24 protein-coding genes are annotated in these 17,733 nt (G+C 39.9%); 17 read left to right on the top strand and 7 right to left on the bottom strand.

Features of this window, described 5'->3' with window-relative positions:
* Positions 1-49 precede the first annotated feature (49 nt).
* From ACKKE8_RS18930 to ACKKE8_RS18920, 3 genes are all read right to left on the bottom strand, one after another.
* Positions 50-343, bottom strand: a complete 294-nt coding sequence (locus ACKKE8_RS18930; protein WP_409174412.1) for a hypothetical protein — start codon at positions 341-343, stop codon at positions 50-52.
* Complete coding sequence (locus ACKKE8_RS18925; protein WP_409174411.1) at positions 343-2,328, bottom strand: DEAD/DEAH box helicase; 1,986 nt, start codon at positions 2,326-2,328, stop codon at positions 343-345. Before ACKKE8_RS18925 ends, ACKKE8_RS18930 begins: the two co-directional genes overlap by 1 nt.
* A 70-nt stretch (positions 2,329-2,398) precedes the next feature.
* Entirely contained in the window at positions 2,399-2,917 is a 519-nt protein-coding gene (locus ACKKE8_RS18920; RefSeq protein WP_409174410.1) for an ImmA/IrrE family metallo-endopeptidase, read from the bottom strand.
* Positions 2,918-3,069: 152 nt separating this feature from the next.
* Between ACKKE8_RS18920 and ACKKE8_RS18915 the strand changes: the two genes are divergently transcribed.
* Together ACKKE8_RS18915 and ACKKE8_RS18910 are read left to right on the top strand one after the other, a co-directional pair.
* A complete protein-coding gene (locus ACKKE8_RS18915) occupies positions 3,070-4,182 on the top strand; it encodes an MrcB family domain-containing protein (protein ID WP_409174409.1) in 1,113 nt (370 codons plus the stop codon).
* Between the two features lie 24 nt (positions 4,183-4,206).
* Entirely contained in the window at positions 4,207-4,800 is a 594-nt protein-coding gene (locus tag ACKKE8_RS18910; protein ID WP_409174408.1) for a DUF1643 domain-containing protein, read from the top strand.
* A 443-nt stretch (positions 4,801-5,243) separates the two neighbouring features.
* Here ACKKE8_RS18910 and ACKKE8_RS18905 read toward each other — a convergent pair whose 3' ends face one another.
* From ACKKE8_RS18905 to ACKKE8_RS18890, 4 genes are all read right to left on the bottom strand, one after another.
* On the bottom strand, positions 5,244-6,254 hold the full coding sequence (locus ACKKE8_RS18905) for a reverse transcriptase family protein (protein WP_409174407.1): 1,011 nt from the start codon (positions 6,252-6,254) through the stop codon (positions 5,244-5,246).
* 186 nt (positions 6,255-6,440) lie between these two features.
* Positions 6,441-8,453 (bottom strand): retron Eco8 family effector endonuclease, encoded by a 2,013-nt coding sequence (locus ACKKE8_RS18900; protein WP_409174406.1) that lies wholly within the window; start codon positions 8,451-8,453, stop codon positions 6,441-6,443.
* 146 nt (positions 8,454-8,599) lie between these two features.
* Positions 8,600-8,722: a hypothetical protein gene (locus tag ACKKE8_RS18895; RefSeq protein ID WP_409174405.1), complete on the bottom strand. Its 123-nt coding sequence runs from the start codon at positions 8,720-8,722 to the stop codon at positions 8,600-8,602.
* 60 nt (positions 8,723-8,782) lie between these two features.
* Positions 8,783-9,124 (bottom strand): helix-turn-helix domain-containing protein, encoded by a 342-nt coding sequence (locus ACKKE8_RS18890; protein ID WP_409174404.1) that lies wholly within the window; start codon positions 9,122-9,124, stop codon positions 8,783-8,785.
* A gap of 150 nt (positions 9,125-9,274) precedes the next feature.
* Between ACKKE8_RS18890 and ACKKE8_RS18885 the strand changes: the two genes are divergently transcribed.
* The 15 genes from ACKKE8_RS18885 to ACKKE8_RS18815 all read left to right on the top strand — a co-directional run bounded on the left by ACKKE8_RS18885 (position 9,275) and on the right by ACKKE8_RS18815 (position 17,714).
* Complete coding sequence (locus ACKKE8_RS18885; RefSeq protein ID WP_409174403.1) at positions 9,275-9,505, top strand: helix-turn-helix transcriptional regulator; 231 nt, start codon at positions 9,275-9,277, stop codon at positions 9,503-9,505.
* A 13-nt stretch (positions 9,506-9,518) separates the two neighbouring features.
* The gene (locus ACKKE8_RS18880; protein ID WP_185746314.1) at positions 9,519-9,677 is read left to right on the top strand and encodes a hypothetical protein; all 159 of its coding nucleotides are present in this window, start codon (positions 9,519-9,521) and stop codon (positions 9,675-9,677) included.
* A gap of 188 nt (positions 9,678-9,865) precedes the next feature.
* Positions 9,866-10,000, top strand: a complete 135-nt coding sequence (locus ACKKE8_RS18875; protein ID WP_409174402.1) for a hypothetical protein — start codon at positions 9,866-9,868, stop codon at positions 9,998-10,000.
* A gap of 113 nt (positions 10,001-10,113) precedes the next feature.
* The gene (locus ACKKE8_RS18870) at positions 10,114-10,665 is read left to right on the top strand and encodes an XRE family transcriptional regulator (protein WP_409174401.1); all 552 of its coding nucleotides are present in this window, start codon (positions 10,114-10,116) and stop codon (positions 10,663-10,665) included.
* A complete protein-coding gene (locus ACKKE8_RS18865; protein WP_409174400.1) occupies positions 10,658-11,089 on the top strand; it encodes a hypothetical protein in 432 nt (143 codons plus the stop codon). The genes ACKKE8_RS18870 and ACKKE8_RS18865 overlap by 8 nt, the downstream gene beginning before the upstream one ends.
* A 50-nt stretch (positions 11,090-11,139) precedes the next feature.
* Complete coding sequence (locus ACKKE8_RS18860; protein WP_409174399.1) at positions 11,140-11,382, top strand: hypothetical protein; 243 nt, start codon at positions 11,140-11,142, stop codon at positions 11,380-11,382.
* A complete protein-coding gene (locus tag ACKKE8_RS18855) occupies positions 11,366-11,587 on the top strand; it encodes a hypothetical protein (RefSeq protein WP_007719610.1) in 222 nt (73 codons plus the stop codon). The genes ACKKE8_RS18860 and ACKKE8_RS18855 overlap by 17 nt, the downstream gene beginning before the upstream one ends.
* A gap of 452 nt (positions 11,588-12,039) precedes the next feature.
* Entirely contained in the window at positions 12,040-12,894 is an 855-nt protein-coding gene (locus tag ACKKE8_RS18850) for a hypothetical protein (RefSeq protein ID WP_409179160.1), read from the top strand.
* The gene (locus tag ACKKE8_RS18845; RefSeq protein WP_088908188.1) at positions 12,857-13,645 is read left to right on the top strand and encodes a PD-(D/E)XK nuclease-like domain-containing protein; all 789 of its coding nucleotides are present in this window, start codon (positions 12,857-12,859) and stop codon (positions 13,643-13,645) included. The genes ACKKE8_RS18850 and ACKKE8_RS18845 overlap by 38 nt, the downstream gene beginning before the upstream one ends.
* 19 nt (positions 13,646-13,664) lie before the next feature.
* On the top strand, positions 13,665-14,672 hold the full coding sequence (locus ACKKE8_RS18840) for a hypothetical protein (RefSeq protein WP_088908187.1): 1,008 nt from the start codon (positions 13,665-13,667) through the stop codon (positions 14,670-14,672).
* Positions 14,605-15,456 (top strand): ATP-binding protein, encoded by an 852-nt coding sequence (locus ACKKE8_RS18835; RefSeq protein ID WP_157696778.1) that lies wholly within the window; start codon positions 14,605-14,607, stop codon positions 15,454-15,456. The genes ACKKE8_RS18840 and ACKKE8_RS18835 overlap by 68 nt, the downstream gene beginning before the upstream one ends.
* 22 nt (positions 15,457-15,478) lie before the next feature.
* Complete coding sequence (dnaB, locus tag ACKKE8_RS18830; RefSeq protein ID WP_409179159.1) at positions 15,479-16,876, top strand: replicative DNA helicase; 1,398 nt, start codon at positions 15,479-15,481, stop codon at positions 16,874-16,876.
* Positions 16,864-17,034, top strand: a complete 171-nt coding sequence (locus tag ACKKE8_RS18825; RefSeq protein ID WP_409174398.1) for a hypothetical protein — start codon at positions 16,864-16,866, stop codon at positions 17,032-17,034. The genes dnaB and ACKKE8_RS18825 overlap by 13 nt, the downstream gene beginning before the upstream one ends.
* A 35-nt stretch (positions 17,035-17,069) precedes the next feature.
* Entirely contained in the window at positions 17,070-17,228 is a 159-nt protein-coding gene (locus tag ACKKE8_RS18820) for a DUF6906 family protein (RefSeq protein WP_188065929.1), read from the top strand.
* A gap of 3 nt (positions 17,229-17,231) precedes the next feature.
* Positions 17,232-17,714, top strand: a complete 483-nt coding sequence (locus ACKKE8_RS18815; protein ID WP_409174397.1) for a RusA family crossover junction endodeoxyribonuclease — start codon at positions 17,232-17,234, stop codon at positions 17,712-17,714.
* The last annotated feature ends 19 nt before the right edge of the window (positions 17,715-17,733 follow it).

Raw genomic sequence — 17,733 nt, 5'->3', positions numbered from 1 at the left:
TACGTTCGTTCCGTGGTGAGAAATAAAAAGCCCAGCGGGCTTTTATATCTTAAAGCATAGAATAAAGCAAATAAAAATTCTCTCGATCAAACACTGTTTCAGCTATTGAATCGTTAACAGTAATCTCCCATTTATCTAACTTCCCATTAATATACTTCAAATTCTCTATTGTCCTTATTTCCTCTGAGTATGTAGTTACAATTTCTACATATCTAATATTACTATCAGGCTCTTCAGAGACACACATTGATTCGATAGTTCCTCCTTGCTGGATATTAGAAGTGAAGATATCAAGATAATGGTTACCAACATAAATAAAATCGTTTCTTGCTTTAGTGATCATTATATTTCCTCCTCGTCAACACCGTACTGCTCTAAATAAAAATTGAATTTTTGTATTGTAGAATCTTTAGCAATTCGAAAGTCATTCGGGGTGTATAAACTATTATGCTTTCTAGTCTGATCATACAATGATTTATAAAGATTTTTTACAATAAATCCTACATTGTTTACTTTTTCCTGGAATTGACCACTGTCGAGAAAAAGCTCAAAACCAACTTTTTGTAATTTAGATTTTTTGAAGAATTTTTCAAGTTCGTTGTTAAACCAAATTTTAAACTCGTCACGAAGCTTTTCTGAAAAAATGTACATTTTATAGTCATCATTAAATTTATTCCACTTATTTTGACGAGTCGATTCAGCTTTTTCTTTCAGGATGTTATATTCTTCTTCATCAATTAACTTATTATCAAATAACTTTTGATACTTATCTAATTCATTTAACAATTTCTCTTCTTCATCTTTAATGATTCTGGCACGTGCTTCTTGGTATGAACTATAGCCGCTTTGGGAAAATGAATCTTGGTTCCCAGTACCTCCGGAGTGGTATGTGCTAACACTTCCTACGACCTGTAGTTCAAATTTAGGTTCTGGTTCCTCGGTTCGATCTGGAACAAATCTGTCAGGTGTTTTTTCGATCATACCCAATTCACTAAAATCAAATAGTTCTATTTGTTCATACTGCTCACGTTTTAATTCGGCGTATCGCTTTTGAGTTTTGTAGTAATGCCATAGTCGTTGTAAGTCGAGTTCCTGATGATAAACTACATTACAGTAATTCTCAAGTTCAGTTGTATTTTCCTCTCTTATTTTTCTTAAACCTCGACCAATAACTTGGGCATATGGAGATAGTGTTTTAAAAGGTCTAAATATCGATATTATGGAAGTATTCGGGTTGTCAAAGCCCTCACCGAGCATTTGAATATTAATTATGACATCATATGCTCCATTACAATAATCATTAATCCGAATTTCATTTTCTTTATCTGATAAATGGCTGCTAACATAAGTAGCTGTTAATCCTTCTTCATTGAACCATTTAGTTAAATCTTTCGCGTGTTGATCATGGCAAGCAACTGCTAAAACTTGATGAGCGGGATAGCTGTTCCTTTTTTCAAGTAAGATTTCTTTGGTAAGTTTAATAACTGCCTTTGAGCAACTTTCTGACATTGCTACACTTCTATTCACCCAATCGTCACCTAAAATAGCACGCGCTTGTTTCAGACTATACTTTTGCCCAGATTCATTGTCTACAAATTCGACAGTGCCTGGTACTTCTTCTTCCTTAACAACATCTTTTACAAGCCCATCTAGGATTGCCTCGCCAAGTGAATACTCAAAAATAGGATTCCTAGGGTTTTCGGTAATATCTAAACCATCGCCTCTGAAAGGTGTTGCCGTTAATTTTACAATTTTAGTTGCATTGAAATAGGATAAAGTCTCTTGCCACATTGGTGCTGCCGAATGGTGGGCTTCATCGATGATTATCATGTCAAAGAAATCTCTGTCTAAAAGATTGATTAAAGAAACATTTTCACTACTACCTGTAATTTTTTGAACGTTCGTTATGACAATGTCAGACATTTTTAGTTTTTGGAGAGTTTGTTCTTTCTCTCCGTCATTCTTAGGGTTGAAGCCCCTATATAGATAACTTTTTGGGAATAACTTTCTGTCAAAAATAACTTTTCGTTTGTACCAGAATGTCTTTTCTGGGTTGCTGATAGAATCAAATTCTTGGAATATCGTTTTTCTAACGATTTTTCCAGGAGCAATTATCAAAACTCTTCCTTTGCTTATTTGAAAGGGGAGTAATGCCATCAGACCAGTTTTTCCAGAACCAGTTGGCATTACTACGAGAACTTCTCGATACTTATGATCAGAAAACTCCTCATAGTGTGAGTGAACGGCTTCGTAAGCTGCTATTTGAGGGGGGAGTAGGTTGCTATTGTTTCCTTTAATAAAAGGAGTTACTGCCTGAAATATTGTCATTAAGGAACAATCCTTTCAAACGATAATGTAAACTTATGTAAATGGTAATATAGAACCATTGCAAAAGCAGTCACATTATGTCGAAAGATAGAAATTGGTTCGGTTTAGTAACATGAGCTGAGCGAAGCACCTTTTCTCGAATCCTGATTAATCTATCCTCACACAGTACTGGAGTTACTCCAAATTGGGTAGATAACTCCTCAATGATACCTGGTTGATCGAATTCAAGGTTAGACAGCATATGAAAGGGCAGTGCAGCGTACCTTGTAAAATTTCTTGCATCCCATTCCTGCAGCTCACGAAATGCCGCTGGCATCATTATCTGACGTCCGGAATGTCGCAGGATATGGCATAGCTCATGATAAAAATGCTCCCTTTGAATAAATAAGGGGAGCCTTTTGTCAATGGTGATGCTTTTAAATCGGCCGAGTTCATATGCCATAGATGGAATCTCTTTGTAAATGAGATAGATATCTAATGATCGTGCGATTCGTTGCTCGTCCAGTTCTACAGGTGAAGTTATGCCTAGCTGTCTGTAAAAGTGGCTTATCCAGGCTTCGAGTGGAGTAGGAGAGTATGAGATTTTCAATCTGGACCACCTCGAATGAGAATGTACGTTCGTATTTAAGCAAAAAAAAAGAGCAAAATAGGCTATTAGTATTATACCTTTTGGTGTAAAATTTTTCTAGATTATGTCGGTATATGATGAAAAGTATTAAAAATTGTAGGAGGAGAGTCCTCTTGAAAAAAACATTAGAGCATATATTGCAGAATTATGAAGTGGCTAAGTTATCTAATTATGGTGGAAATGACATTGCTAGATACATCCGTCAAGATGCCAAAGAAGTATTATTTGAAAGAGCAAGTCTGAATGAAGCTACATATTTAGTTGAAGGATCCGCTGGTAGAGGGAATTGGGCTGATATTCCTTGGTTAGCTGTATTTGATAAGGATATCACTATAACAGCAACAAAAGGTTACGATATTGTTTATCTTTTTCGGGCAGACATGACTGGAGTATATCTCTCATTGAATCAAGGTTGGACCTTCTTTAAAGATACGTACGGAACAAAGGGTGGGAGGGAAAAAATTAAAGCCGTTGCTAATGCATGGCGCAATCTACTAAGTTCAGCATTAAATGATTTTTCAGTTAAAGAGATAGATCTTCGTGCGACGAATGGTCTTGGGGAAGGTTACGAGTTAGGCCATATATGTGGGAAGTTTTATGAGTTTGGAAAAATTCCTGACGATAGTGTTCTCATTAATGATCTTCGTAATTTGTTAGGTGTATATAGAGAACTAAAGGGCCATCTAGGTAATAGGTCGATTGCAGAAATGGCGGAGTTATTATATACAAATCAAAAAATTAAAAAGAACTTACTTGATGAAGAGGAGAACGAGGATAAATTTCAAATCCTCGTGAATACAATAGAACCAAGTGAAACTCCTCTTGAACCGCAGCCTAAGCCAACAATAAAGAAATCTGGTAACAAAGAGGAATATCCTAGAAATCCAAAAATTTCAAGAGAAGCGCTAGAGTTTGCCAATTATTTGTGTGAGATTGACTGTAGGCATTTGACATTTACTTCGAGTGTTACTGGAAAGAACTTTGTAGAGGCTCATCACTTAATACCAATGCGTTTTCAAGATTATTTTGAGAACAGTCTAGATGTACCTGGTAATATCGTGGCTTTATGCCCTAACTGCCATAGACAGATTCATTTAGCAGAAGCATCACAGAAGGTTGAATTAATAGCTCAGCTTTTTGAGAAGCATCAAGAGAGTTTACAACGCTTTGGTATTAATGTAACAGTTACAGATCTCCATAAGATGTATGAAGTTCCTACAGTTTAAGTTTGCAAATGAGGTGAACACTGAATGTCAAGACGACAGAAGATTTATAAGTACAAAAGCTATGTTGATAAAGAAAATATCAAATTTAGGGGTTGTATAGAACTCAATCAGAGGTATCTTTTAGAAGTTCCTTTAATACGAGATGATGAGAATCAGAAGACTGTTCTGGTTATCATGAAAAATCCGAGTGTAGCTGATAAAAATAATTCGGACCATACAATTAATAACGTTCTTAAGTTTTGTTGGGGAAAAGGATATAGAAAAGTTCTGATAATGAACTTATACTCGTTTTATTCAACTGATCCAAAAGGGATCGCTAACCATATTAATAATAACCAAATCCATCTGGCTGTTGGCGAAGATAATGATAAAGTGCTTAAAGATGTTTTAAGCGAAGTTTACGACATTATTGTTGCTTGGGGTGGGAATACATTTGGTCTTACTGACTACTACAAAAATAGAATAAAGCAAGTTTATAAGATAATTAATAGCAAAAACTTGTACTATGTTGAAAGTGTATCTGGTGAGGGATGGTATCCAAGACACCCTCAAGTTTGGAGTGTAAATAAACAAATTGATATGATTACTTGGAGTGGACCTACGAACAATAAACAGTAGCACATGTGGATCAATCAGTAGAATAAAAGAAGATAGCACACCTCTTGAGCGCTTATCAGGAGGTTTTTTCCTTTTGTGTTGCATAAACAAAATCGAATGTTGCAGGTATTTAGAACTATTTATCGAGTGTATAATGTTGGTCTGAGGAAGTCATGGACTTGCTTAGTAAGAGGTGACTATCGTTATTAAAGGAAATAATCTGCAACTTGGTAAAATAGCAAGAATTGATGGAGTCAACATGGTGTTAAATGTGTGGCCTAAAAAAGATTAGGCTCTTTGTTAAGTGTGCATAGTTCTCTTTATAGAATTAAGAGGTAGAAAGTAGTAAGAAACAAAAAAGAACGCGTGGGTAAAAGCGCTCTTTTTCTGCAAAAATTCTCTTTGGATGGTAAGTAGAAGTGTCACTTTAAGTACGATTTCAAATGTTTTACTTCATTGCAATATTAATCTAGTGTAATCATTATTTTTTCAATTCGTTCTAAAAGTTTTTGGATTTTACTGTTATCGGAATCTCGATTTACCCAATTCAATAAGAATGACCTGTATCCGCCAAAATAGTTAATCAGATCTGATTTTCTTCTAAAGTACAAATTGTCGTGTTTTTTTCGATAATACAGTGGTTCGGAGTTTAGCTTCTGAATTAACTGGTCAATAGGAATGTTACTACTAGCTTCAGCTATGAAAATAACCTTATTAATATCATACAATCTTCTTCTTGAAAGAGTAATCTCCTTTCCAACAACAAATCCGTTTAGACTAATACTTTCTTTTCCTTTTCTAATTTTTTTATTATTTAGTTTAAAACCTTTGGAATAAAGTATTCGTGCAATTTTCTTAATAAAAAACGGATTGTGAAGATACTTGTTATTCGAAGAAAAGAGTAAATCATCAGCATAACGTGTATATACGATATTAAACTTTTTACAGTACTGATTTATTCTAAGATCAAGTTGTCTGAACACAATGTTTGAAACACTGGGCGACGTAATAGCACCTTGGGGTATCTTATTATTTAAAGAAATGATCTCGTAAAACAGTTTTAAGATTTGTTGTTTGTCGTCTTCACTAATTTTAAAGTAGTTGTCGAAAACACTTATTACTAGTTCTTTAGAGATTGAATCAAAAAAGTCCTGAATGTCTATTCTTAGATAAAACTGATTATTAAGATGTGGTATTAAATAATCTTTATATGAAGATCCTTTGACAAAGCCATAAACGTAATCTGGCAATGGAATATGATTCAAAAAATTAATTCTCAATTTGTCCTGTAACTGTCTTAGTAATGAATCATCATTCAAGCAATGAAGTTTTCTTGAACCTGATTTTTTAGGAATAAACATTATAGAATAATCTTTGTTCTTATCCGAAATAATGTCTGTAACGTCTTTCTGTTTAAAAGTTAAAATTTTGTCAAAAAAGAAATCTGTATTGAAAATAAATTTCTTACTTAGCATACATTTCACGTCCTCAAAAAAAAAAAGATGGATGAGTACCATCTCAAAACTGCGCTTCGCGAAATTTCAGCGGGCAAACATTACAACTGCGATAATCAGCCCGCGATTTTCCATATAGCGGCACTTAACCCACAGCCTTTTATTACTCGTTAAAATAATAAGTCATTGTGGGGTCCGAAGACCTTACTACTCACCCGAAAAGTTATTAACTACCTTTGTCTCTATTGTTTTTATTATATCGTATAGTTCTTTAAAGTGTAACTCAAAGATTTCTATTTTTTTCTTTTTTTCTATTTCTTTGTCAATATACTCTTCGAATATATAATCAATCCACTCTGTGACCCAGCCACTAGTTTTAACATATTTTTTACTATAAATATTAATCGTATCATATATTTTCTTCTCTTGATTATTTAGTGTTCTTTCTGACTCCTTAAGATGCTTTTGAAATTCACCTTTTGTTCTTAAAATATCGTACTTACCATTGACTATGAGTCTTGACACTGTAGTTTGATAGTAACTATCGTCTTTGAAATTATATAAATCATCAAAAATTTTATTAAAGGTGTTATATTTCTTTTTAAGCCAATCTATAAAAACCGCTGAGTTCAGATTATTTACTAAAGCTCCTTCGATTGTAGTATCTACAGTGTACACATTATATTCACGACAATACTCCAATACAAGAGACTTAATTAATTTGAAGGTACTACTGTTGATATACCACCAATCTGAGTCAATTGAAAAAGTACTCTTATTAATAAGTCCATTTATACGTTTTCTTAATTGGTGAGTGGAGTCTCTTTTTTTCCCAAAATAAAACTTTTCTTTCTCCATAATCATACTGGAAGCTAAAGGATTAATGTGCTCATTACTAGAGCTAACGATCTTTACTTTATTTGAATCTACTTTAAGTATCTTATCCATATCAACGATGACTAAGTAGGGGATATTAATATTCTTGCGTTTGGGATGAACTATATTTAGTTTTACACTATTGCCGTCGAAAGAGTAGAAATCAATAAAGTTCAAGAATTGAAAGAGCTCTCTTATTTTTTCATTACTAAAAAGTTCAATTTCAGTATCTCCTTCAACAAATACTATTCCCTTAGCGAAGTAATAGCCTGCTTCTTGGTCAGTTATTTTATTTATTTCTTTTAAGTCATCGGGTTTCCTCATTCTCTTGATTTTTGAATAATTATTCGATAAAGCGATATGATATATTGAACTATTATTCTTTGACTTCACAATGTTTTTTACAATACGAGGTGAATGAGTTGATAAAACTACCTGAGGTTTACCAGACTCATAATTGTAGGCCTTAACTAGTTTATCAATATATTGGGGGTGTAGCCCTGTTTCTGGTTCATCTAATATGATAAGTGCATGTTTAATCTTATCCCTTGATATTTCACCAATTATTCCACCTAGTAAAACTAAAAAATTAAATGAATTTATTCCATCGGAGTAGTAATCAAGGTTTTCATTTTTGTGGTTGAAATCGCTACCGTTCAACTGTAATTGTAATATTTTTATGAATAATTCTTGGGAACCAAATGAAGTTGTTTCTATGTTACTTTTTTGAAGGACAGACTTTATTATACTGGTTGTATCAGTGTATGTAGTACCGAAAGTATTACTGAAAAATTTTTCAAAATCAGATTGGAAATCAACAGATGGGAGCTTGCTAAAATCTCCAATAAATTCCCATAGTTTCTCCCAATCTGTAAGATTGATGTGTCTGCATTTTATCATGTAAACTGGAAATAAATTTTTAAGGGAGCTACGTAATTCATAGGGTATTTCTGGTAACCATTCAACAGTACCGTTTTTATTTTTCCTTAATCTTAAAGATAACTCATCATTATTTGTGAATTGAGATAGTTCATATATCTTGTTGAAAAAATCACTATCTAAACTGAAAATAGACCTATTTAGGTATTGCCGGACGATTTTATTTAGAAATGTAAAGTCATAAAACATTGTTACTTCGAAAAAATCATGATAAGGATTTATGGTATCTAGTAAAGCTGTACTTACACTATTATTTACTAAACTGTCGTAAAAAAAATTGATTGAATTAATTATATTGGTTTTACCACTTCCATTTTCACCGATAAGACATGTAACATCACTAAAAAGGATTGTTTCATTACGAATTGATTTAACATTTTTAATAGTAATTTTTTTGATCGACATAATGTTCTTACCTCTTCAAGAAAATTAGTTTTAAATTTCTTGTTATTTTACAGGAAGTCAAAGACTCAAGTTATCTCAATAGCATCAATAATAGGTTAACGCACTAATTATTTTTCTAATACTTGATGCTGTCATTTTTATTGATGTCAATGTGTCCTTGCGAAAAATTCCTCGGTAGATGCTTGCTCCCCAAGCATTTGTGGAGTTGAAGCTTGATTTGATTCAATCAATTTAACAGCTAAAACGGCAGCATCTCCGTATTTACCCATAAATTGATCCTCCTGACCCTGAATAAAAACGAGACAGCTATTAAGTAGCTCGTCTCGTTGTCATTTCTGCTGCTCCGCAATATATCTCAAGTACCTTACATGCTCTAAAGCCTTTTGTTTATCTTCCTCGCTTAGCTTTTCTAATTCGTAGAAGAATAGGCTTTCAAATTCTGGTTGTTTTGACTGGTTTTTATCACGACTAGAATTGTTACTGCGTCCTAGTAGATAGTCAATTGAGACCTCAAAATAATCAGCTAACTTTTGGAGGGTTTCGTTATCTGGCTCGCGTTTGCTTTGTTCATACATTGCATATGTAGTTCTTGCGATGCCAATTTTAGTTGCGACATCTTCCTGGCGCAGTTTCGTTCGAGTACGTAAATCTTTCAAGCGTTTACCTAGCAACTAGAACACCTCCTAAACTTATTATAACTACACAAAGAGTGACATTGAAATCAGTGTCACGATAAGTGTATTTTTTGGTTGACAAGACACATATCGTGTAATATATTTGAATCAAGTTACACGAATTGTGACATAGAGGGAGGTTATATTATGAGAGAATGGCTAATTTCAAAACGCAACAAACTTAGTCTCACACAAGAAAAAGTCGCAAGCAAAGCTGGAATTGCTCGAACAACCTACGCAATGATAGAGCAGAATAATCGTACCCCAAGTGTGAATGTTGCAAAGCGTATAGCTAAAGTGCTTGACGTTGATTGGACACTTTTTTTTGAAGATAAATGTCACATTACGTGTAGTTGTGTGGTATCTAAGCCAGCCTGAAAGGAGGCCCACAATGATCAAACAACCTAAAGGTATCGAATTCCACCGTGAGTTCGCACCTGATATGAAACGAATGGTCCATGCTTTAGAGGTTTTGCTTAAGTCAAAACCAGCAGAACCAAAGGAAGTCACTGAAACAGATCAACCAGTAAAAAAAGAGGAAACAGCCTAAACGAGTGCTGGACGACACTCACACAACTGCATAGAGCGCCGAAGAGCGGGAGCGAGCGATGATATGAGCCGCGCCTTAATACATTCCACCATTTCACCAGGTAAGGGTGATAACAAGGTCAGGTGGGGTCACTGCCAAGACTCGACGCTGCATGCAGTTGTGTGATGAAAGTGAGGTGATCAATTTGGATGAACTCGATCATTTGGTTAAACGAATTAGCTGGTACACCAAGAAAGTCAAACAATCAGCAAAATGGCCACGAGAGAAACGGCAACGTCGGCTCCCAAGACTTCTGGCTTACAAAGAAAGACTGCATGAGCTAATCAGAAAAAGAAAGCCCTCGGCTCATATGGATGCCGAGGGAGAGTCTGGAAAGTGAGCTTGGATTCATTGTACATCGAAAATCGAATAACGAAGGTAAGGATGGTGCGAACACATGAGCGACTTTGGCAGGCAATTGAGCCAGTCACTCCATGAGGCTGGGATGACTCAAATGGCATTCAGCTTCGAAACGAACGTCAGCAGAGAGGCAATCTCCTCCTACACAACGGGTAGGACTATTACGCCTCCAGATATTAAGTCGAAATCGGTGCTATTAACGGATAACCCATACCTGTCAATGGAGGCTGCTCAAGAGTCAACTGCTGGGACGAGCCCCGGAATCATAGGCGGTGATCGAATCGAAGTGAATCGTCACACCGTTCTGGATCGCACGGAACACGAAATGAACGAGCTATTGAAAGTGATTCGAGAGGCAGAGGAAAGCCTTATCAGTACGCCGCCACGATCCTTAACAACACAGGAAAGGCAAGCAATCGAAACCTTGATCCAAGAGACATTGGATGTCGTCACAGCAAGTACCAACCTCGCAGCAATCCTTTGCAGGGAGTACAAGGTGTCATGGATTAAACAATGGGCAATCCACAAATCAAAGTGGATGAAAAACGGACTCATGAAAATGATGAAAGGGGTAGGGCTACATGAATAATCAGTACATGGTGTTTGATCAAGACCAGCTCATGATTATGATTGGGGCATTAGTGGAAGAGAAGGTCAGGGTTCAGCAAGCGGGTAATGCCTGGCAAGCAAAACGGCTTATCATCACGGCAAATACTCTTATCGAAATGTATGGTGGAAATCCCGGTTACTTGGATGAGGAACAGTTAGAACAGGCTTCTGGAGCGTTAGAAAGAGCGGTTGAGAACCGTAGAGGTTTGGCACAAAACAAGGCGTCACAGGCTCTATGGCTTGCTGCTCGTTTACGGGAGGTAAAGGCAGAGCGGGAGAGGCGATTTCTTAAAGCACCGTATGTAATGGTGAAGGGCAAGCGGAAAGCGGTCCTTTTGAAAGCGAGAGAAGTCGCTGCATACCTACAATATAAAAAAACCGCCCGCGGCGAACGGACGGCTTAGAAAAACACTGTATCGGAAGAATACCACAACCACATAAGGAGGACAACCCCGTGAGTAAATCGCTTTTGGATAGAGGCATCGTAGCAGTAGAAAACATTGATTGGAAAGGTGATCGTTGGGCCGCATTTCAGGTGAACGGAGCTTTAAAAATCAGCGAATTCTCCAAATTGACTGAAGGGCAAGAAATAGTCTTGCAAAATTGGGAAGAGATCGAGCGATTGAGGAACTTTCTAAATAGCTTGAAGCCAGTAAAAAAGCCAGAGGAGGTTGTCATTCATGCAGCAACTGCTTGATTTTCCGGAGTACGTCGAACGGACAGAGCCTAACAGACAGCGGCAATTGGAACCCTTAGCTTTTGAGGTTGATGACAGCGGGCTTGAATGGACGGTGCGGGATGTTATCGAAGAATTGGAGCTTCTTGTTGAGGGGAAAGCAACGATGAATCAAGAGGATTTCGTAGAGGGGATAAGGGAACAGGCAAGACGCTTGATAAAGTAACGCGGGCTTCGGCCCTGCGTGGAAGATTCTGCGACCTCCTAGAATATGAGAGCGCACGTGAGGGAGTCTTCCACGGAGGTTCGAACCTCCAAGTAATACATAGCGAGGTCAAGACGTGGCGTAGGCAAGGAACTACAACGGCTGCCGTAGAGGTTGGGACGGTGGCGCCTCGCGACCAAATCCAGAGGAGGTGTGAAGAGTGGGGCAAGTGGCAGAAATGATTCTATCAGGTTTGCTTTGCCAAGTATGCGGCGCATATATGGACGATTTTGAGGAACCTGGACATCCAAGAACTTGCGAAGATTGCCAAGAAGAAAAGTAAAAGACCCAGCGCTGCAACGCTGAGTCTGATTCGAAGCATTTACCACTTAGCAGTATCGTAACGTCAACGAGCTGAAAGTGCAAGGAGGCGGAGCTATTTGAGTCTACAACAATTTGATCCAACCGAATATATGCAAGCACCTTCTCAGCCAAAAACGGCGGGGACTGAGGCGCTAATGACAAGACAGGCGCAGGAAGTACAAGCTGCAATGGTGGTTGCAAAGCGGTTTCCGCGGGATGAAAACGAAGCATATGGTCGCATTATGAAGGCTTGCAGCCGCAAGATACTTGCTGAAAATGCGATGTACGAATATCCAAGAGGCGGACAAAAGGTTACAGGGCCATCCATTCGTTTAGCAGAAGTGCTTGCTCAATGCTGGGGAAATATCGACTCAGGAATTATTGAGCTGGAGCAGAGAAACGGGGAGTCATCGGTGATGGCCTATGCTTGGGATCTAGAAACGAACACTCGCCAATCAAAAACGTTTACCGTGAAGCATGAGAGGAAAGCGCGCGGATCGATTAATAAGCTAGACGACCCTCGGGATATTTATGAGCTTGTAGCAAATCAGGGAGCTCGCCGGGTTAGGGCATGCATTCTCTCGGTCATACCGGGTGACATTGTAGATGCTGCGATTGAGCAATGCAAAGTGACACTTGTTAGCGGTCATAAAGAGCCACTCTCGGATAGGGTGAGAAATGCGCTTGTGTTGTTTGAGAAGGACTACAGCATTTCAAAAGAAATGGTGGAAAAATACATCGGTTGTAAGGTAGATGCCTTCTCGGAACATGACTTCATTCGTTTAGGAAATGTGTATCGTTCGTTGAAAGATGGCATGGGAAAGCGTGAGGATTACTTCGATATTCGATTAACTCATGAGAATGGGTCGAAGCTGGAAGAACAATTCAAACAACAACAGCAGCAAGAGCAAGGTGGTGTAAATCCTGATGGTGGAGCTGAACAATCAGAACTACCACTCGATTGAGGCTGATCTAGTTTATATGAGCAACAGCCAGTACAAGGACTTCATTGAATGCGAGGCTAGGGCCGTGGCAAAGGTGAAGGGGGCTTGGATAGAGCCACCAAGCGATGCTTTGCTAATTGGTTCATACGTACATGCTTGGGCCGAAGGAGCGCTAGAAGAATTTAAGGCAAGCAACCCGGCATTGTTCACAAAAAAAGGCGAACTGTATGCACATTACAAGGTCGCAGACAAAATGATTGAAACATTGGCAAATGATCCGTTTATAACTTTCCTTCTTCAAGGAGAGAAAGAAAAGATCATAACAGCAGAATTTGCAGGAGCGATATGGAAGGCAAAGCTGGACGTTCTACATGCTGAAGGAGAACGGATCGCGGATATCAAGACAGTCAGGGATATCCGGGGGAAGCACTGGGATAAGGAACTCGGCTGCTATGTCTCATTCGTTGAGGCATACGGTTATCTGAGGCAGATGGCGCTTTACGTGGAGTTGGAACGAATCTATCACGGTCGCAGCCATTGGTACGATCCTTACATCATCGCTGTTTCCAAGGAAGACCCACCAGACAAGGAAGTAATCAGCATGGATACACACCGGATTGAAGATGAGCTGGCTGAGATAGAACGGCGTATGCCTCGAATCATTGAAGTAAAGTCTGGTTTCACGGAACCAAAAAGATGCGGCACCTGCCGATACTGCCGTGAAACAAAGAAGTTAAGCAAGGTCACGCATTATATGGATTTAATTGCTTGATACGCCGAGGGGGCAGGGGATGGGCATAGCAGAATACGGGACAACGGGGTTTTTGGTCCTTCCCCGTTTGTCTTTCCGGAATAGAAGGGACAAGCTGTTATTCGCTGATTTGATGGAACGGGCCAGCTACAAGGACGGTGCTGGGCAGAAGCGAGGCGAATTGCTGTTCAATACAGCAGAGTTTGAAAGGGAAGTGGGCTGGACACGCAAAGCAATCACTACCTCACTAAACCATCTGGTGAAGGATGGCTTGATCAAAATTTCAGCAGCAAAACGCAGATGTGACGGGGTTTTCATAACGATTTTGCACTATAACCAGATGCAAGACTTGAGCACTTACAAGGCTCACAATTCCTCCGAAAAAGGGACAATCAAGGGACAATCAAACGCCGACGAAGGGACAATCAAGGGACAATTAACCGATTGTGAAAACCCTTGTGGCTCTAAGGATGAAGGGGGTTCGCAAATGACAGAAGGGACAATCAAGGGACAATCAAATGCTCATGAAGGGACAATGGAGGGACAATCTTTATTTATTAAACAACAAGAACAGCAGTATGAACATAAGAACCATTTAAAAGACTTACCCGAGCAGTTGTCGAGAATGGAGCATGTGGAATCCTTTGTTGACTCGCAAATGCTCGCCAACCCCATATCCACTTTGCCAAGAAAACTCTTCGTTGAATATTTCAACACCATCCGTTTGAAGCGAGCAACGGGTCGGATTGCAACAAGTAAAGCGGTGAAGATATGGGACAAGCTGTTGACTTATTGGGAAAACGAGAAATTGGCTAACACTCCTGACGGTCGGGCAGCCATCATCCTATACGCTTTGAGCATTCACATTATGCAGCATGATGACAAGGACGAAGATTACACCTATGGGATTATCCGTAGAACAACAGAGCATGAAGCTCGCCGGAAGATGCTAAAACTCAGGAATCAGGGAGGTGCTATTCGTGAAATCGCTGCAACAGGTACTGACTCAGGGCGAGCAGAGTATCACGAGAAGCGCCGAAGCTTCTAAGCCGCCAGCAAGGCAATGCCCTCATTGCGAGAGAGTACTCGAGCCGGTGCAAATCGACCTTCTTGGTCAAAAACGATGGGGGGCAGTCACTTGCTCTTGCGAGACAAAGGCCAGGGAAGCCTTTGAACAAGAAAAGCGGAGGCGCGAATGGTTGACCCTCTGCCATGAATTCACAAGCAGAGACAAACTGCTTCCAAAAGCAACTCTAGAAAACTACGAAAATCGTATGGGATGCACGAATGCCATTAAGATCGCAAACAACTTTGTTGATACATACATCGAATGGTTAAGTGATCGCCCAGGATTGGGGCTTTACCTCAACGGACCAAATGGGTTAGGGAAAACGCACCTTCTCACAGGGATATATAAAGCGTTGATGAAACGGAACGTTTCGGCAGTATTTATGACCACCTATCACATGTTCCAGCGATTCAAAGAGGTAGGCAAGGTCAATGATTACGAGTATGAAAAACGCCTTTTGAAAGTGCTGTATGGTTGCGAGGTGCTACTTCTGGATGATGTAGGCGGTGAGGTTCCTTATGACTCCCGGGCTGAGAAACTGCTCGATGTAATCAACGTTCGAAGCCAAAAGAGGCCCATTATCTACTCGAGCAATTTCACGACAGGAGGGCTTGAACAGTGGATGGGAAACCAAGGGAAGAGAATCGCTGATCGTATCTTGGAGAATGCCATCACGATCACGCTGAATGGCGAAAGCAACCGGGGACTGATTAACGATGAACATCATGACTGGCTTGCTGGAAGGGTGAAAGGCCTTGAATAACACTGTCGAACAAACCGAAACCATGATTCATGTCCTAATGAATATTCAAGCTGAACAGAGCGTGCTTGGGACGATGATCGTAAAAGGTACTAATTTCCCGTTGGTTTACTCGATTTGTCTGCCTGAGGATATGTACTCGCCTCATCACAGGAAAATCTATCAAGCCATGGTTGACCTAAATCAAAAAGGTCAGCCAATCGATCTTGTATCAGTAACCACTCGTCTTCAAGATGACAAAACGATTGATGATGTGGGTGGTGTTAGTTACCTGATGGAGCTGGCAGGCTCAGTTCCAACAGCTGCAAACGTTGAATACTACGCAAAAGTGGTTCGTGAAAAATCAAATTTACGCAAGTTGCACTTGGCTGCTTTGCAAGTACCGAAGCTGATCATGGAAGAGGTTGACCTCGATAAAACAGTCGCTTTCCTAGAGAAAACGCTTCTGGATGTCATTGCAAGCTCTTATAGCAAAGGTTTCCGGAAAACAAAGGATGTTCTCCTGAATGTCTACGATGCTATCGAGCATAACGCAAACAGTGGAGCTGGCGAGGTAACGGGACTTTCAACCGGATTCAAAGAATTGGACCGGATAACGAGAGGGCTGCAAAGGTCGGACTTAATCATTGTCGCTGCTCGTCCATCCGTTGGTAAAACTGCCTTCGTTCAAAACATAGCACAACGTACTGCGGAAAAAGGTTCCGCCCCGGTAGCGATTTTCTCGCTCGAAATGAGCGCGGAGCAGTTGGTACAGCGCATGATCAGCTCAGAGGCTAATATCGAGGCGGACCGCTTACGAACAGGACAGTTAGAGGAGGAGGATTGGCTAAAGCTCACAGAGGCCATTTCAAACCTTTCTAAAAAGCCAATATATATCGACGATACCCCAGGTATTACGGTAAGCGAGATTAAAGCCAAATGCATGCGCCTCATGAATGAACACGGTGGGCAGTTGGGTGCCATTATGATCGACTACTTGCAGTTGGTTCGCTCACGAGCAAAGGCAGGTAGCAGGCAAGAAGAGGTATCTGAAATCTCACGCACCCTAAAGGCGATTGCGCGTGAGTTGGATGTGCCAGTCGTTGCACTGTCTCAATTGAGCCGTGGAGTAGAGCAGCGGCAAGACAAGCGCCCAATGATGTCAGACATTCGAGAATCAGGATCAATTGAGCAGGACGCAGATATCGTTGCCTTTTTGTACCGCGATGATTACTACGACAAGGAAACAGAAAACAAGAATGTCACTGAAGTCATCATTGCAAAGCAACGAAACGGTCAAACGGGAACGGTAGAGCTTGCATTCCTGAAAGAGTTCAACAAATTTGCTGATCTTGACCAGCGTTTTAAAAATAGCCAGATGACTATGACTGATGTCTCCAAGGATGAAGATGACGAGGATGGAGACAAAACATGGAGGAGCTAGCAGAAGGGCTGTCTGGTGAAATTGCGGTAAAGGTGCCGATTCCTCAGCGATTATTGTTGATTCAAAACGATAAAGAGCGATCAGCAGCAATGCGGCAATGGTGGAAAGCTTACGCAGACAGGTATCCGGAATTTAAAGCAGATCGTACGGACGCCTAGTTTGTATACATGGTAAAACGGGGAGGAGAGCAGACATGAAGCAAGGCAAACGCCCAAACAGACGGCAAAAAGAAGAAATGCAAGCACGCAATTTAAACCCAGCAAATTGGCTGGTTGAGCGCGATAGCACGACAGAGCTGGTTTTAATCCATCGTTTCTCCGGTAATACAAAGACTATCAAGAAAGGGGCATAACCGGTGCAACGGCTGATTATCCCCTTGCTGATGGAGAAGAGACGGCGGAACCCAACAACAAAGAAGATGGAGAACATTTGGGTCGTTCCATCATGGAATCATTTGTACACCATCGTCAGAAATGCTCCAACTCTAGGTAAGTGGGGAGAGCTTTATAAACAGCGTGTAGCAGAGGCTGCTCTTGAATGGGCCATGGATAACGATTGGGTGATGATTGAGACCAGAAAGGTAATTCTTCGCACATGGATTTACTGGAATGACGCAAGAGAGAAGGATTGCCATAACACTGATAAAGCTTGGGCAGATGCTTTTGAAGGAATCCTCTACAGAAACGACAGTCAGGCATTGATTCAATATCAGGACTTTCAAATTGATCGGGCAAACCCGCGTATCGAAATAGAGCCGATTGTTGGCGGTCTGATCGTAAGAGACACGCCAGCACGAAAAAACAAGCCATCAAAAAATCAGATGGCCATTGACTTCTAATCCAAGGGAGAGTGTGGAA

The organism is Brevibacillus fortis, assembly GCF_046196545.1.
In the GTDB taxonomy this organism is placed as follows: Bacteria; Bacillota; Bacilli; order Brevibacillales; family Brevibacillaceae; genus Brevibacillus; species Brevibacillus fortis_A.
The sequence above is the reverse complement of the archived record's forward strand: the minus strand, read 5'-3'. Positions and strand labels throughout refer to the sequence as shown.

Excerpts from the sequence above, each read along its gene's own strand:
- ACKKE8_RS18840 (WP_088908187.1), top strand. The coding sequence starts at position 13,665 with ATGGGCATAGCAGAATACGGGACAACGGGGTTTTTGGTCCTTCCCCGT.
- ACKKE8_RS18825 (WP_409174398.1), top strand. The coding sequence starts at position 16,864 with ATGGAGGAGCTAGCAGAAGGGCTGTCTGGTGAAATTGCGGTAAAGGTG.
- ACKKE8_RS18845 (WP_088908188.1), top strand. The coding sequence starts at position 12,857 with ATGGTGGAGCTGAACAATCAGAACTACCACTCGATTGAGGCTGATCTA.
- ACKKE8_RS18905 (WP_409174407.1), bottom strand. The coding sequence starts at position 6,254 with ATGCTAAGTAAGAAATTTATTTTCAATACAGATTTCTTTTTTGACAAA.
- ACKKE8_RS18850 (WP_409179160.1), top strand. The coding sequence starts at position 12,040 with ATGCAAGCACCTTCTCAGCCAAAAACGGCGGGGACTGAGGCGCTAATG.
- ACKKE8_RS18900 (WP_409174406.1), bottom strand. The coding sequence starts at position 8,453 with ATGTCGATCAAAAAAATTACTATTAAAAATGTTAAATCAATTCGTAAT.
- ACKKE8_RS18910 (WP_409174408.1), top strand. The coding sequence starts at position 4,207 with ATGTCAAGACGACAGAAGATTTATAAGTACAAAAGCTATGTTGATAAA.
- ACKKE8_RS18865 (WP_409174400.1), top strand. The coding sequence starts at position 10,658 with ATGAATAATCAGTACATGGTGTTTGATCAAGACCAGCTCATGATTATG.
- ACKKE8_RS18855 (WP_007719610.1), top strand. The coding sequence starts at position 11,366 with ATGCAGCAACTGCTTGATTTTCCGGAGTACGTCGAACGGACAGAGCCT.
- ACKKE8_RS18820 (WP_188065929.1), top strand. The coding sequence starts at position 17,070 with ATGAAGCAAGGCAAACGCCCAAACAGACGGCAAAAAGAAGAAATGCAA.
- ACKKE8_RS18880 (WP_185746314.1), top strand. The coding sequence starts at position 9,519 with ATGATCAAACAACCTAAAGGTATCGAATTCCACCGTGAGTTCGCACCT.
- ACKKE8_RS18870 (WP_409174401.1), top strand. The coding sequence starts at position 10,114 with ATGAGCGACTTTGGCAGGCAATTGAGCCAGTCACTCCATGAGGCTGGG.
- ACKKE8_RS18875 (WP_409174402.1), top strand. The coding sequence starts at position 9,866 with ATGAACTCGATCATTTGGTTAAACGAATTAGCTGGTACACCAAGAAAG.
- ACKKE8_RS18895 (WP_409174405.1), bottom strand. The coding sequence starts at position 8,722 with ATGGGTAAATACGGAGATGCTGCCGTTTTAGCTGTTAAATTGATTGAA.
- dnaB (WP_409179159.1), top strand. The coding sequence starts at position 15,479 with ATGATTCATGTCCTAATGAATATTCAAGCTGAACAGAGCGTGCTTGGG.
- ACKKE8_RS18925 (WP_409174411.1), bottom strand. The coding sequence starts at position 2,328 with ATGACAATATTTCAGGCAGTAACTCCTTTTATTAAAGGAAACAATAGC.
- ACKKE8_RS18930 (WP_409174412.1), bottom strand. The coding sequence starts at position 343 with ATGATCACTAAAGCAAGAAACGATTTTATTTATGTTGGTAACCATTAT.
- ACKKE8_RS18885 (WP_409174403.1), top strand. The coding sequence starts at position 9,275 with ATGAGAGAATGGCTAATTTCAAAACGCAACAAACTTAGTCTCACACAA.